12 protein-coding genes are annotated in these 13,644 nt (G+C 40.5%); 8 read left to right on the forward strand and 4 right to left on the reverse strand.

Going from position 1 to position 13,644, the window contains the following annotated elements; genetic code table 11:
- The first annotated feature begins 248 nt into the window (after nt 1–248).
- The 4 genes from H6G41_RS04530 (at nt 249) to rnhA (ending at nt 6,177) form a co-directional block, all read left to right on the forward strand.
- Nucleotides 249–3,233 (forward strand): CHAT domain-containing protein, encoded by a 2,985-nt coding sequence (locus H6G41_RS04530; protein ID WP_190743968.1) that lies wholly within the window; start codon nt 249–251, stop codon nt 3,231–3,233.
- Nucleotides 3,221–3,643, forward strand: coding sequence for a hypothetical protein (locus H6G41_RS04535; protein ID WP_242037799.1), 423 nt, complete (start codon nt 3,221–3,223; stop codon nt 3,641–3,643). The genes H6G41_RS04530 and H6G41_RS04535 overlap by 13 nt, the downstream gene beginning before the upstream one ends.
- A 104-nt stretch (nt 3,644–3,747) precedes the next feature.
- Entirely contained in the window at nt 3,748–5,094 is a 1,347-nt protein-coding gene (locus H6G41_RS04540) for a hypothetical protein (RefSeq protein WP_190743970.1), read from the forward strand.
- 180 nt (nt 5,095–5,274) lie between these two features.
- The gene (gene rnhA, locus H6G41_RS04545) at nt 5,275–6,177 is read left to right on the forward strand and encodes a ribonuclease HI (protein WP_190743972.1); all 903 of its coding nucleotides are present in this window, start codon (nt 5,275–5,277) and stop codon (nt 6,175–6,177) included.
- An 83-nt stretch (nt 6,178–6,260) separates the two neighbouring features.
- Here the strand turns inward: rnhA and cruG are convergent, their stop codons facing one another.
- Nucleotides 6,261–7,502 (reverse strand): 2'-O-glycosyltransferase CruG, encoded by a 1,242-nt coding sequence (cruG, locus tag H6G41_RS04550; protein WP_190743974.1) that lies wholly within the window; start codon nt 7,500–7,502, stop codon nt 6,261–6,263.
- 73 nt (nt 7,503–7,575) lie between these two features.
- Complete coding sequence (gene cruF, locus H6G41_RS04555) at nt 7,576–8,481, reverse strand: gamma-carotene 1'-hydroxylase CruF (protein WP_190743977.1); 906 nt, start codon at nt 8,479–8,481, stop codon at nt 7,576–7,578.
- A gap of 397 nt (nt 8,482–8,878) precedes the next feature.
- Between cruF and H6G41_RS04560 the strand changes: the two genes are divergently transcribed.
- On the forward strand, nt 8,879–9,325 hold the full coding sequence (locus H6G41_RS04560; RefSeq protein WP_190743979.1) for a hypothetical protein: 447 nt from the start codon (nt 8,879–8,881) through the stop codon (nt 9,323–9,325).
- A 66-nt stretch (nt 9,326–9,391) separates the two neighbouring features.
- On the opposite strand, the gene rpmA is transcribed toward H6G41_RS04560, so the two are convergent.
- Together rpmA and rplU are read right to left on the reverse strand one after the other, a co-directional pair.
- Entirely contained in the window at nt 9,392–9,670 is a 279-nt protein-coding gene (gene rpmA / locus H6G41_RS04565; protein WP_190743981.1) for a 50S ribosomal protein L27, read from the reverse strand.
- Between the two features lie 30 nt (nt 9,671–9,700).
- Nucleotides 9,701–10,084, reverse strand: coding sequence for a 50S ribosomal protein L21 (gene rplU / locus H6G41_RS04570; RefSeq protein ID WP_190743983.1), 384 nt, complete (start codon nt 10,082–10,084; stop codon nt 9,701–9,703).
- Between the two features lie 149 nt (nt 10,085–10,233).
- Between rplU and H6G41_RS35650 the strand changes: the two genes are divergently transcribed.
- From H6G41_RS35650 to hetR, 3 genes are all read left to right on the forward strand, one after another.
- The gene (locus H6G41_RS35650) at nt 10,234–10,368 is read left to right on the forward strand and encodes a hypothetical protein (protein WP_277878024.1); all 135 of its coding nucleotides are present in this window, start codon (nt 10,234–10,236) and stop codon (nt 10,366–10,368) included.
- Nucleotides 10,369–10,617: 249 nt separating this feature from the next.
- Nucleotides 10,618–11,706: a DNA polymerase beta superfamily protein gene (locus tag H6G41_RS04575; protein ID WP_190743985.1), complete on the forward strand. Its 1,089-nt coding sequence runs from the start codon at nt 10,618–10,620 to the stop codon at nt 11,704–11,706.
- Nucleotides 11,707–12,676: 970 nt separating this feature from the next.
- Nucleotides 12,677–13,576 carry a heterocyst differentiation master regulator HetR gene (gene hetR / locus H6G41_RS04580; protein WP_096642223.1) on the forward strand — a complete coding sequence of 300 codons (900 nt, stop codon included), beginning with the start codon at nt 12,677–12,679 and terminating at the stop codon, nt 13,574–13,576.
- Nucleotides 13,577–13,644 lie beyond the last annotated feature (68 nt).

The raw sequence follows: 13,644 nt of genomic DNA on the forward strand, positions 1-13,644 counted from the left end.
GAGAACTCATCCATAGAGAACCTCAACTCATTTGTGACCAACGAGATCGGGTTGTCTATCAACGAGAACTCATCCATAGAGAACCTCAACTCATTTGTGACCAACGAGATCTAGTTGTCTATCAACAAGAACTCATTCATAGAGAACCTCAACTCATTTGTGAATAACGTGTTTTTATTCGGACACAATTATTTCCAGCTAATCCCTAGAGTAAAATATTTGATAAAAGCGATACAAGGTTGCGGTAGATGCTCAAGCGGCTTTGGCGATGGCTCAAAAGCTTATTTAGGCAAATATTTGGTAGAAAACAGCCTATTTCTCCGCCATTGGCAGCGCAGGAAACTGGAGAAATACGCAACGAATTGACAGATGCGGAGTATGAATCGTTATTTATCCAGTTGTTAGCGGGAGTTCATGAGGAAGGCTGGAGTCGGGGACGGGTAAAAGCTTTTTTGGATGGTAAGCGCATCAATCAGGCGCATTTGTTGGAGTGGTTGCGTGGGTTTGGTGATAGGTTACTAGCTTCACCGACAGCGAATGATGAGTTAGCAAGGCGGATAATAAAGCTGGGTGAGTTGGGTGTTGGAGAAGTTAGTGATTTTGCTGATGATATTGGTAGGCGGTTGTTGAGGCGGGAGGAAGAAACAAACCGCAGAGGCGCAGAGGACGCGGAGGAAGAAGGAGAGAAAAATATTACAGATGATGCGGAAGCTTGGTTAGATCAAGGTAATGAACAATTTGAGGCGGGAGATTTTGCAGGTGCGATCGCATCATATGACAACGCGCTCAAAATTAAACCAGATTACCATGAAGCTTGGAAAAATCGGGGCATTGCGTTGAATTGGTTACAACAATATGAACAAGCAATATTATCCTGCGATAATGCCCTGAAAATTAAACCTGATGATCATGAAGCTTGGATACAACGAGGCTTTGCCCTGCGCCAATTAGGAAAATACGAAGAAGCAATATTATCCTGTGACAACGCACTCAAAATTAAACCAGATTACTATGAAGCTTGGAAAAATCGGGGCATTGCGTTGAATTGGTTACAACGATATGAACAAGCAATATTATCCTGCGGCAATGCCCTGAACATTAAACCCGATGACAGTGAGGCTTGGACACATCAGGGCTTTGCCCTGCGCCAATTAGGAAAATACGAAGAAGCAATATTATCCTGTGACAACGCGCTCAAAATTAAACCAGATTACCATGAAGCTTGGAAAAATCGGGGCATTGCGTTGAATTGGTTACAACGATATGAACAAGCAATATTATCCTGCGGCAATGCCCTGAACATTAAACCCGATGACAGTGAGGCTTGGACACATCAGGGCTTTGCCCTATGTCAATTAGAAAAATACGAAGAAGCAATATTATCCTGTGACAACGCGCTCAAAATTAAACCAGACGAACACGAAGCATGGATACATCGGGGTTTAGCAGTCAGAAATTCAGTTAGTTTTAACCAATTTTTGGCTTTCTCTAGTGCTATTGCTAAAATAAATCCTCATCTTAACCAGCGTGGCTATCAAGGAGAATTGATAAGCTATAAAGAAGGATTAAAATATTGCCATCAACATACTCACCCAGAAAGCTGGGGAAAATTGCATCAAGCGATAGGTAATGCTCACTATTTCCGAGGAAGAGGAGATTCTCACCCCCGTAGCTATTGGTACAAAGCTGTTAAAAGCTACAATGAGGCACTACAAACCCTCACAGCAGAAGATTTTCCTGAGTTGCATCTAAAAATTTTACAGAATTTAATTCACGTTCAGTTGGATTTGGGAGAAACGGCTAAAGCTGAAGAACTCCAACGAAGAGGAACAGATTTATTACGGCGCTTGCTGGATGAGTGCAAAAGTTCTGAAAAGAAAAAGCAGTTAGCTTTAAAGTTTGCAGGCTTTCAGCAGTTAACTGTTGACTTAGCAATACAGTCAGAAAACTTTTGCACAGCATTGGAATTAGCAGAACAGGGAAAAAATGCTTGCTTGTCTTGGCTACTGGCTGGATGGAGTGATGATTCCCCCAAATGGGAGGAGATGAAACAATTACTCAATCCCCATACTGCTATAGTTTATTGGCATCTCAGCCCAGCCGCCTTACATACTTTTATCCTCAAACACAACACCCCATCACCCATTGTTTTAAGAGAAACGCTTCTCACTCCAGCGCAACGCCTATATAACTTTGAAACCTGGGTGAAAACTTGGAATGAAGAATACGCCAATTTTCGCAAAGGTAAAGACAAGCAAAGTCAAGACGCAAAAACTTGGCGCGACAATTTACCCGCCATGCTTGATGAACTGGGTAAAATTCTCGATATCAACGCTATTGTTTCTCAACTCTCAGATATTACCCAGCTAATTCTCATTCCTCACCGCGACTTACACCGCTTTCCTCTTCATGCGCTGTTTCCCCCACAATTCACTATCAGCTATTTACCCAGCATTCAATTAGGCTTAATCTCCCAAACCCACAACGAAAATCAGCTAAGTAATCAGCATCAGTTACTCAGTATCGAACATCCCGAAAACCCATATCCAACACTAGAATTCGCACAAGTTGAATCAGAAGCAATTTGTCGCATCTTTCCCCACAACACCCGCAAGCGTTCTGAGGAAGCAACAAAAGCAGCGGTAATCAATGCTTTACCTCAAGGCTACGGTATTTTACACTTTACCGGACATGGCGAATACAATTTCCACAATCCAGCTTTATCGCACTTAGCCTTAGCCGATGAAGATAAACTAAAGCTGACAGATATCCGCGATTATGATTTGCACAGCTACCAACTCGTGTGTTTAGCTGCTTGCGAAACAGCGATTACAGGTAATTACACCATCACCACTGAATATGTCGGACTTGTCAGTGGTTTTATGAGTTGCGGTGTAGCTTCCGTTGTCAGTACTCTGTGGACTGTGGAATCAGCCGCGAGTGCTTTGGTGATGATTCAGTTTTACCAACAGTTGCAACAAGGTAAATCAAAGGTGGTAGCTTTAGCTGAGGCTACCCAATGGCTGCGAAATGTCACCAACGGCGAACTAGCACAATGGTATGCAGAGGAAATTGCAAAACTTCCAGAAAATGAAGTGATTTTGCGCCGTTTTTTGTTAAATCATTTAAATAACATTAAAAATCAACCAGAAACTTGCAATAAACCCTATAATCACCCATACTTCTGGGCCGCTTTTACAATTACTGGTATCTTTTCCTCATGCAACCACTAGAAGCTTTTGAACTCAAAGCCTTTATCTTGGCACTATCCCAACTTGATGCACCATTACCAAATACTGTACAAGCTAAGGTAAATAAAATTACAGTTACTGGGGATATTAGTAAACTATATGCGATCGCCACTAGTTATCCACCCCTAGCCATAGCATACGACCAAGCCGGGGAACAGTTGAGTGCGATCGCTCAATTTCGCAGTAAAGGCGTTAGTAGTACTCCTGAATATAACCCCGAACCTCTCAACACAGAAATCGACAATGCAGCTAGAGATATTCAAGCAGAATTGGTAATTTTAGAAGAAAAAATTAATCATAATCAACTAGCAGATGCATCTATTCAAATATTTAATCATTCTAATTCCGTGCAAAAAGCTAAAGATTTTTTCAAAGCCATTCTTGCTAATTAAATATTTGCCAATTCCGCAAATTGCAAGTTAATAAAATTAACAGCTATGGGCACAATATTGTTGTGCCCTTATAATCATCCATACACCAATTTAAAATTATTTATATGCAACAACAATATGAATTAATTTACCCAACAATTGATTTATTTGTATATAACCTCAAAGAAGGTTTAGGACAAAACGAACAACAAATCAAAGACAATCGTCAACTATTTTGGCAAAAAATCTATGGCGATAACTTAACAGATGCTCAACTAGAAACATTAGAACAAGCAGAAACCGATAGTTCCGATTATCATGAATTATTTAGTAATCCCAACTTTCTCAAGTTTAAATCACCCCTAGATGGTTATTATTACCCCGTGCAATTGGGAGACACTTATGGGCTGCAAGTAGACTGTACAGCCAATTACATCAAAGATTATGAATCTAAACCCCAACCTATCACCTGTTTATCAAAAGTACAAACAGAAATCTTCTCACAAATCAATCAACAAGCAGGTAAAATTGGACAAAGTTGGTTTATTTGGGGTCAATTAGCCATAGATAATCAAGACCCAGAAGCTACTGCTCAAGCTTGTTATGAACAATTAATATTAGACTCGCAGCAAAATTGGCAAGATGATTTTCGAGGTAAAGGAGAATTTTTTGGTGGAACTATCTTTGAACTATGGCGGCTACCTTCAAACGCGCAGCAAAGCGAAGGTTATCACATCTTAATCTGTCTATTTCCCAATCAAACGAAAACATCCGCTATCCAAGATGTCAATAAAAAGCTTTATCCCCAAGTAATGCAGTTATTGCGATACCGAAATAAAATTATTTGGGCATACAATCAAAGTCGCCAGATTAAAACTAATTTAAAAACAGTATATAAATCAGCCCAAAATATAATTAGTCAATTAAACACCGAATCTAAAAAAGCAGAAATTAATATTATTACTTTACAAAATATCCTCAAACAAACCCCAGATATTCTGTTAAAATATACTAATAACCTAACTTATCTAGATGACTACTACCGGACTGTTAACATTAACATCGGTAATTATGAAAAACGCTGTCAAAAGCTAGAAGAAATATTAAATAATAGCGATTGGCAATTTTTGCAAACATTCCATGATTTTGCTAAAGAGAAATTTCTCGAACAAATTACCACAGACCAAGCTAACTACAGCCCAGGATTAACTTTAGTCGAGAATTACATCAAGACGATTCAGGGGATAATTGACTTAGAGCAGAGCAAAAGCGATCGCACTCTCAACACTACCATTGCGATCGCAGGTATTGGTCTAGCAACAAGTCAAATCGCCTCTGCTGTCATTTTAGTAGAAGTCCCTGCCAACAAAAACCCCACCGCTTACCGCCTCGAAGCCTTCATCTGGAGTTTGGTTATAGGAGCGTTGTTTGCGTTCATCACATATAAATTACTTCAACTCCGTCGCCGGTAACAACAATTCGTCATCACCTTTGGCAAGCCGCGTCTCAGCAATTACAAAACTTTTATTACTCAAAGCCTGACTATTATTACTGAGTAAATATCAAAGACTTGATTTTTACTGCACGAACCTATATAGTTCTTCCCATCTTTCGCCGCTAAATTACTGGAAGTACCAATGCGGTAGCTCACCATGTCTCAACGCACAATCCAAAGCATATATACTGATGGCGCTTGCACGGGAAATCCCGGCCCTGGGGGTTGGGGTGTCGTCGTTTATTTCAGTGATGGCTCAATTCACGAGTTAGGCGGTGCATCATCCCACACCACTAACAATAAAATGGAAATGCAAGCTGCGATCGCAGCTCTCCAATTTCTACAAACATCTGGACAACAACAACCCATCACCCTTTATACCGACAGCGAATACCTCATCAAATCCGTTACTCAGTGGATCAAAGGTTGGAAAAAGAAAGGTTGGAAAAAGTCCGATGGTAAACCCGTGCAAAACCAAGACCTTTTAGAAACTTTGGACGAACTCAATAGTTATATAGTAAAGTGGGAATATGTTAGGGGTCATTCTGGTAACGTAGGTAACGAGCGGTGCGATGTCATTGCTCGTAGTTTTGCTAATGGCAAAGTTCCATCACTTACACAATCATCCCTGACAAATTCCCACCAAGCTTTAGCACAATTAAATCAAATAAATGTAGCAAAAGTAACTGAATCTCCAACAACCTTGACAATAATTGAGACAAACAACTCAGAAATCAGTTCCGGAACACATCTAACCACTATGGAGCCAACTATCACAAACTCTTCTACCTCAATTGATGATAAGCCACCAGAACTGAGAGTGGCACAAATGCGCGCTCTGGTGGAAACATTACGTATTGCCGACGAAATTGCCACTAAAGGTTACTTAATCACTAGTTCGGAACTTGCCGATCTCATGGATGTTCACGCTAGCGCTGTTACCAGTCGCGGAGATCAATGGCGCTGGCGCAACTGGATAGTTTCACGAGTCAGACGTGAAGGTAATCAAATTCTCTGGGAACTAGAACGCGGCGATCGAGTAGGAGGTGAAGAAGATTAGTTAAAAGGAGCAGGGAAGAGGCAAGGGGGCAGGGGGCAGGGAGCAAGGGCGAAGAAGCTTTCTGATGCCCAATGCCCAATGCCCTAAACCCCATTACTATACTTTCTCCCGCGCCATTCTTTAGGCTGGCGGAATGCAGAGAGGAAAATTCGCAGCACTGCTAGAGGATCGGCTAAAGGTGAAAGCCAAAATAACCAGCCACCTTTAGCTGTTTTGCGATCGTATGAGGGAGCGATCGCCAATAACATTGCAAAGCGGATCGCGAGCAAAAATACATTTAGTCCCAATAAAACTAGAATCGGAAGCTCAGCAAGTTGGGGGGTAAGCAAACCATAACTCAGTAAAATTAGTAAGGGTAAACCTTGCACTGCTGAGAGTAACCACAAATCTCCCCAAATCTGAGCGCGAGGTGATGCATCTTTGAGGTCGAGGCTGCGTCCCCATTCTTTCCATGTCTCAACTGCACCCTCATACATCCGTACTTTTAGCACCTTCGCCCCATCTAAAAAACCCACCTTAAATCCTTGCGCAGCAATGTAACGAGCTAAGGTCACATCATCGCAAAAAGAGCTACTTGCACTTGTATAACCATTTACCGCAGATAGCACAGAACGCCGACATAAAAAGCACTGACCATTTGCCATTACCCGTTCTGGCTGTTCTGTGTTGACACCGGCTGGGTCAAATCGATACAGCAAAGTCATCAACAAAGCCGGTTGTAGCCAACATTCCCCTGGATACTTCAGAATAAATTGAGGTGACAAAGATACCAAATCATAGCCTTCTGTTTGGGCTGTCTGTACTAAACCTGCAATTAAACCAGGATGGGGTAAAGTATCTGCATCCATCCCTAAAAACCACTCACTATCTGGGGAAATCTGCAAAAAGCCATTATGTAAAGCCCAAGGACGACCCACCCATCCAGCGGGTAAGGGGTCATCTGTAAATACGCGAAAGCGAGGATCTTTTTGTTGTGCAGCCTTTACCAAATCAGGTGTACCATCTTGCGACCTGCTGTCTACAACAATTGCTTCCCGCATTTCATAACTTTGCTGGCTTAAGCCTTGCAAAAGTGGGCTAATCCGCAAAGCTTCATTTAATGTTGGCACCACCACGCTGACACTACCTAAAATTTCCGGTGTCGGTTGTTGGGGTTGAATCGGCCGTTGGCGTGTTGGCCCCTTAAATAGCCTGGAAAGTAAAATCGCTGTTGCTGGTATTTGCAGTAATAGTAATAAAAGCGATAAGCTGCTAGCTAATATCAAAGCATCATCCACTGTAATAAAAATATTATTTTCTTGAATTGGGCATTGGGCATTGGGCATTGGGCATTGGGCAATTATTATTTGTCCCTAGTCCCGTTCGGCTTCGCTCAGCCTAGCCCCTAGCCCCTAACCCCTACTTCAAAGCCACCTTGACTTTTGCTACGGAAATTTCCCCAGTTCCAGCATCGACAGCTACAGCTTGTCCATTTGTACCTTGCCACCACAGTGCAACAGCAGGAGCCACACCTAGCAACAAACCCAGTAATACAGGGATAGAGAAGCCAGCAGCCAAACTCATAACAGTAGCGAAACCAAAGTTGCTTAAGTAAACTATCAAAGGTAAATTGAGCTGCGATCGCTCTAATTTAATAGGGTTATTTTTCCACAACAATGCAGCCACAGTCATAAATACTGATCCGGTACCCATCCAGCCAGCAAAATTTTGATAAGGCATACCAAAGAAAGCACCAGGCTGTTGCCAATACCAGAAGGGGAGGGATGTTTGACTCATCGCTGGGTCAAGTACAAAATCCCAAGAAGTTAATAATAAAGCACCTAGGGCGATCGCACCTACATGACGCCATAAGCTGGGTTTTTTGTCTACTTCTAAACCAGCACGGGCCAAGAGGTAAGAAACACATCCCACGTAAAACCACGACAAAGGAATTGTAAACGGAACTAAACCAGCAATTTTATAGCCCAGTCCACTTAGATAACTATAGTGACCAAAAGGAAAGCCAGTGCTGGTTCCCGACAGTTCACTTCCTAAGGAGATAAACACTGAGGGTAGCATAAATGCCAAAGCGCGACCCAATCCCAAAGTCCGGTAGGCATACAAAAATACAGCCGTCGCACCCAAAATCATATAAACCACACCGCCTCCAGCCATACTCCACTGCATGGCGGTTTGTCCAACCTCAGTCAGGTTCATAATGATTTCCGCATTTGGCACGACTAGTAGTATACCTACAAGTCCAAATACCATCGACACGATATGACCAATCAGGCATACGCGCTCAGCAATAACAAGTTGTCTCATGATCATTCCTTAACAAGATGTGACACTCGGCTACTCGGCTGCTAACAGTTTACAAATGTTTAAGAAAAAATTTAACTAGTTATCTACAAATTCTCTGTAAACTTGTTGAACTGTTTCGCCAAGAGCATAATCAACGATTGCAAGAACCTAGAAAATATAAGATGATAAAGTAATAGTCTAAGGCATGAAATGAAAAATCTATACCTCTGACTCAGACCTGACAAAACGCAGCCATCAGCTCCTAGCTATAGTAAAATCAAGTCCTAGCATCAAGGAGCAAATATACAGGTCATAAGGGTTATGTATAAAAAACATTGAACAACCCCATTCACTAATGCCTTTATTTACCCTATATAGTTGGGGAATCACAGTTTAAATTGCTACAAAAATCTAACCCATGTCGATTTGGCAACGCATTCCTTGGGTTTCTCTCACACTGCTACTACTAAGCTACACTACCCTAGGCTGGGTAATATCCGAGACAAAAGCCCCTTTATTTGTCTGGGGAATTACTGTACTTGCTATCTTGCTGTTTGTAGGCAGTTTAACTGTCCCTTGGACGCGGATGACACAAGTATCTAGTACCGTTTTTAAATCAAGTACTAGGACTTTTTTGTTTTCAGTTTTTGCAGCTTTCTTATTTTTTGTAATGCTTGCTTGGTTTCGGATGTTTCTTGACGCCTTGCTAATTGTAGCAGCCGCCATTTTAGCGAGAATAGACTTTCAAGCCGCGGGTTTTAAGGAAGGACAAGCTTTTTGGATTACATCTGCACTTTCATTAGCTGGTGTAGGCTTAGGTGCAATAATGCAAATGCTATTTCTGGGCTACTTCTTTATCGGTTAATTTGGCTTTGCTTCTTCAAAACCAAAAAATAGGGTGGTATTGTCCACCCCATTTTTTAGCTATTTTTTAGCTAGCAGCTGACTCAGCCGCAGCAGGTGCGTAAACACTAACTTTTTTACGAGTTTTACCCTTTCTTTCAAAGGTAACAACACCGTCGATTAAAGCAAATAAAGTGTCATCACTACCAATACCAACATTGTTACCTGGGTGAAATTTGGTACCGCGCTGACGCACAAGAATATTTCCTGCGCGCACAACTTGACCGCCATAGCGTTTTACACCTAGACGTTGAGCGTTAGAGTCACGACCGTTACGTGTACTACCTGTTCCTTTCTTATGAGCCATAATTTCCTTTTTTGACCTATCTTTTATTGATTATTCAGCAGCAGTTTCTTCAGGGGAAGCTTCAGCGGTTGCTACTTCTTCCACAGCTAGGACTGAACCATTGAGGTTAATAGAATTAATCAACAGTCTAGTGATTTCCTGGCGATGTCCGCGTTTTTTGCGGGTTTTCTTCTTTGGCTTCATCTTGTATACCAGGACTTTACGACCTCTCAAATGCCGTAACACAGTCCCTTCTACAGTCGCCCCTGCAACTAGCGGCTGTCCAATGTTGACTTCGCCGTCGTGCTGTATTAATAAGACCTTGTCTATTGTAACTTTCTCATCTGGTTGAGCAGTCAATAGCTCAATATCGTAAAAGCGACCAGCTTCAACTTTTATTTGTTTGCCGCCAGTTTCAATAATTGCGTAAGTCATGAAATTGTCCTTGAGGTTGCCGTACAGGTAGCTGGCCTTGCTTACTTTGGGATAAGCGGTTTTTACGCTTTTGCCAGCTTTTGCGGTATGTCTACCTGATCCGAGCAGGAATAAGACAGACAATCTAAAATCATATTGGATTAACTGCTATGGAGTCAACACCAAATAGCAGTTTAATTGTGAAAAGTCTTAACGATCAAGGACTGCGGGCGATCGCAATTGAGATTGACAAAAATTTTTGCTTGTTTAACGAAATGGATATCTTTGCTGATGTAGATAACTAAGACACAGAACAGCACCGAAAAGTCTGAGCAGCAGATCTCGTTGCTCAGATTTTCTCTATTTCTCCTGTGGTAGCGGTACAAACAAGGGAGAACTTTCGCTAAACTTTGCAAAAATTTAAAATAATTAAATTTTCTCGACTAATTGAGCATTGCGATCGCATATAAAAATTATTAAATAAATAATGGGGCTGCCATTTGCCTGAATTTTTTCTAAAATTAACGATATTAGCTCATATTTAATGTTTAAGAATGAAAAGAATAGAAGTTGAACACAGAACAATTCTCATTGGTTTAGCAGGTAGTCACGGCTATGGATTAAACCGTCCTGATTCGGATTTTGACTACCGAGGAATTTTTATCGCTCCTAAAAGGTATTATTTGGGATTCGACCGCATAGAACAAAAAGAAAATGGTTGGGATGAACCGGGAATTTTTTCTTTTTTAGATAACAATAAAGATACGGTTATTTATGAATTAAGGAAAATTATTCAGCTATTAGCTGGAGCTAATCCTAATGTTTTAGAATTACTTTGGTTAAATAATTATCCTGTATTAACTGAAATTGGGCAACAATTAATTAAACATAAACAGCTATTTTTAAGTAAGAAAGTTAAACATACTTATTCAGGTTATGCTTTTGCACAAATTAAAAAGATGGAAACCCATCGTAAATGGTTATTAAACCCTCCACAAAAGAAACCACTACCATCAGATTTTGGTATAGAAGATGAATTACCACTAATTAAAGACGATCTCAATGCTTTTTTGGAGTATCTTTATCTGTTAATTCGCGGAAGAATTGAATTTCTAGAAGAAGCCGAACAATTATATAAACTGTTGACAGCAGATATTGATTTTAAAGGAGTACTCAAACAATACACCCTACCTGAAGAAACACTAGAATATACACAAAAGCTAACTAATAGCCGCAAAGATTTTATTCGCTTACTCCAAAAGAGTCAAAATTATCAGGTAGCTTTAAGAGAATGGAAAGCTTACCTATCATGGCAAGAAAATAGAAATCCAGCTAGAGCCGAAATGGAAAGAAAGTCTGGTTTCGATCTAAAACATGGTATGCATTGCATTAGACTTTTACGTAGCGGTATCGAAATTTTACAACAAGGAGAAATTACTGTTGATAGACGAATAGCTGGTGATGCAGATGATTTAAAAGCTATTCTTCAAGGTACATATTCTTACGAGCAGGTGATGCAAATGGCAGAAGAATTAGTTGCTCAAATGGAAAGTGCTTACTCACAGTCAACTCTTCCCCATAAACCTAATTTAGAGAAAATTAACAAGTTGTGTATGGAACTAGTAGAGATGCAAGGATGGTAATTAATTACTGATATATTGCATTAATTCTACAGGGAAGTTGATTACGTAATCAGGACTTCAATTCTGGTTTTTAAAGCACTATAAATATGGCATACAGTATGAGGCAAGATAAAGATAGCACAGTGAAATAATTAATGAGTCTTGCCTTATATCCTATTTTTACGTAATATTTGGGATAAAAATCTCAACAAGAATTAATTTAATTTTTGTACAAAAAAATCTTGCAATGGACTAAAATAAATGTTGAAATACACCAATACTTGCAAATTGGTGTCAAAAAATGGTATGATTTAAGAGTAATTATATCCAACAACTAAAAAATTTATTTATTAATCAAAATAATGGATTTTATTTCATGTTGAGCTAAGTTGAGCATTGCCTCTAACTCAACAATCACCCTAGAGATGATATTTGGCACTGGCTATTTTTTAGTAGGGAGTCCAAGCATGTAAAGTTTGGAGCTATTTAATATCAGTTCTCAAAATAAAAGACAGATTTTGCAGCCTGAGCGATGGTAAAGATTTACTGCGATCGCAGGTTTATCAACAAACGTGAGTAGTAGTTAATTATATTGAATTCTTATTTTCAAATATTTATTGTCTCAATTAAGAGAGTATAAAATACGTCCTACAAGAGATTCAGAATTTAATGAAGCAACGTAAGATACTTCTGACACAATCTATAAAAACAGAGTTTTGGATTTATGCCACCTAATCTAAACCAAGCACAGAAAAGACGTATTCTTATTTAAGTAATTCCACTTAAATAAGATATATAAATTACATCAAAATGCCTTTTTATAACTATGTGCCAGAAAATACGCGGAAATTCATAATTATGACTAGCAACAACTTCATAGTTGAAGCATAATAAATAATCTGAAGTGACAATATTGCCTTCGGTCGGGTGTATACTACTTACTTTCCTACGGCTAATAAATTTGTAAACGTGCTATTTAACTGTCTGTTATATGAGTAACGACATAGATCTGATCAAACGTCTCGGCCCCAGTGCGATGGATCAGATCATGCTTTATCTGGCTTTTAGTGCCATGCGGACTAGTGGGCACAGGCATGGGGCATTTTTGGATGCAGCGGCTACAGCAGCCAAATGCGCAATCTATATGACCTACTTGGAGCAAGGGCAAAACCTGCGAATGACAGGGCATTTGCATCACTTGGAACCGAAGCGGGTCAAAATAATTGTGGAGGAGGTCAGACAAGCCCTGACTGAAGGGAAATTGTTGAAAATGCTGGGTTCTCAAGAGCCTCGCTATTTGATTCAATTGCCTTATGTCTGGATGGAGAAATATCCTTGGCGACCAGGAAAATCGCGCATTCCTGGTACAAGTCTAACAACCGAGGAGAAAAGGCAAATTGAGCAGAAATTACCCAGTAATCTGCCTGATGCCCAATTAATTACCTCTTTTGAGTTTTTAGAGTTAATAGAATTTTTGCATAAGCGATCGCAAGAAGACATGCCCGTTGAGCATCAAATGCCTTTGAGCGAAGCTTTAGCGGAGCATATCAAGCGCCGCCTGCTTTACTCTGGCACGGTAACCCGGATTGATTCTCCTTGGGGTATGCCTTTCTATGCGCTAACTCGTCCTTTCTACGCGCCAGCAGACGACCAAGAGCGCACCTATATCATGGTTGAAGATACTGCAAGGTATTTCCGGCTGATGAAAGATTGGGCAGAACGGCGACCAAATTCCATGCGCGCCCTAGAAGAACTGGACATTCCACCAGAACGCTTTGAGCAAGCGATGGAAGAATTGGATGAAGTACTGCGTGCTTGGGCAGATAGGTATCACCAAGAAGGGGGCATCCCAATGATTTTACAGTTAGCTTTTGGCAAAAAAGAAGACTGATAAATCAACTTCAGGAGCGAGAGCCATTTACGGCCTTTGTCTTTTCGATCGCCCTGCTCCCCCTAGTC

This window comes from Tolypothrix sp. FACHB-123, assembly GCF_014697075.1.
GTDB lineage: Bacteria > Cyanobacteriota > Cyanobacteriia > Cyanobacteriales > Nostocaceae > Aulosira.

Bases quoted from the DNA above. Each gene is read 5' to 3' on its own strand.
- cruF (WP_190743977.1), bottom strand. From the start codon at position 8,481: ATGAGACAACTTGTTATTGCTGAGCGCGTATGCCTGATTGGTCATATC.
- H6G41_RS04535 (WP_242037799.1), top strand. From the start codon at position 3,221: ATGCAACCACTAGAAGCTTTTGAACTCAAAGCCTTTATCTTGGCACTA.
- H6G41_RS04530 (WP_190743968.1), top strand. From the start codon at position 249: ATGCTCAAGCGGCTTTGGCGATGGCTCAAAAGCTTATTTAGGCAAATA.
- H6G41_RS04575 (WP_190743985.1), top strand. From the start codon at position 10,618: ATGAAAAGAATAGAAGTTGAACACAGAACAATTCTCATTGGTTTAGCA.
- hetR (WP_096642223.1), top strand. From the start codon at position 12,677: ATGAGTAACGACATAGATCTGATCAAACGTCTCGGCCCCAGTGCGATG.
- H6G41_RS35650 (WP_277878024.1), top strand. From the start codon at position 10,234: ATGGAGTCAACACCAAATAGCAGTTTAATTGTGAAAAGTCTTAACGAT.
- rpmA (WP_190743981.1), bottom strand. From the start codon at position 9,670: ATGGCTCATAAGAAAGGAACAGGTAGTACACGTAACGGTCGTGACTCT.
- H6G41_RS04540 (WP_190743970.1), top strand. From the start codon at position 3,748: ATGCAACAACAATATGAATTAATTTACCCAACAATTGATTTATTTGTA.
- rnhA (WP_190743972.1), top strand. From the start codon at position 5,275: ATGTCTCAACGCACAATCCAAAGCATATATACTGATGGCGCTTGCACG.
- H6G41_RS04560 (WP_190743979.1), top strand. From the start codon at position 8,879: ATGTCGATTTGGCAACGCATTCCTTGGGTTTCTCTCACACTGCTACTA.
- cruG (WP_190743974.1), bottom strand. From the start codon at position 7,502: ATGCCCAATGCCCAATGCCCAATTCAAGAAAATAATATTTTTATTACA.
- rplU (WP_190743983.1), bottom strand. From the start codon at position 10,084: ATGACTTACGCAATTATTGAAACTGGCGGCAAACAAATAAAAGTTGAA.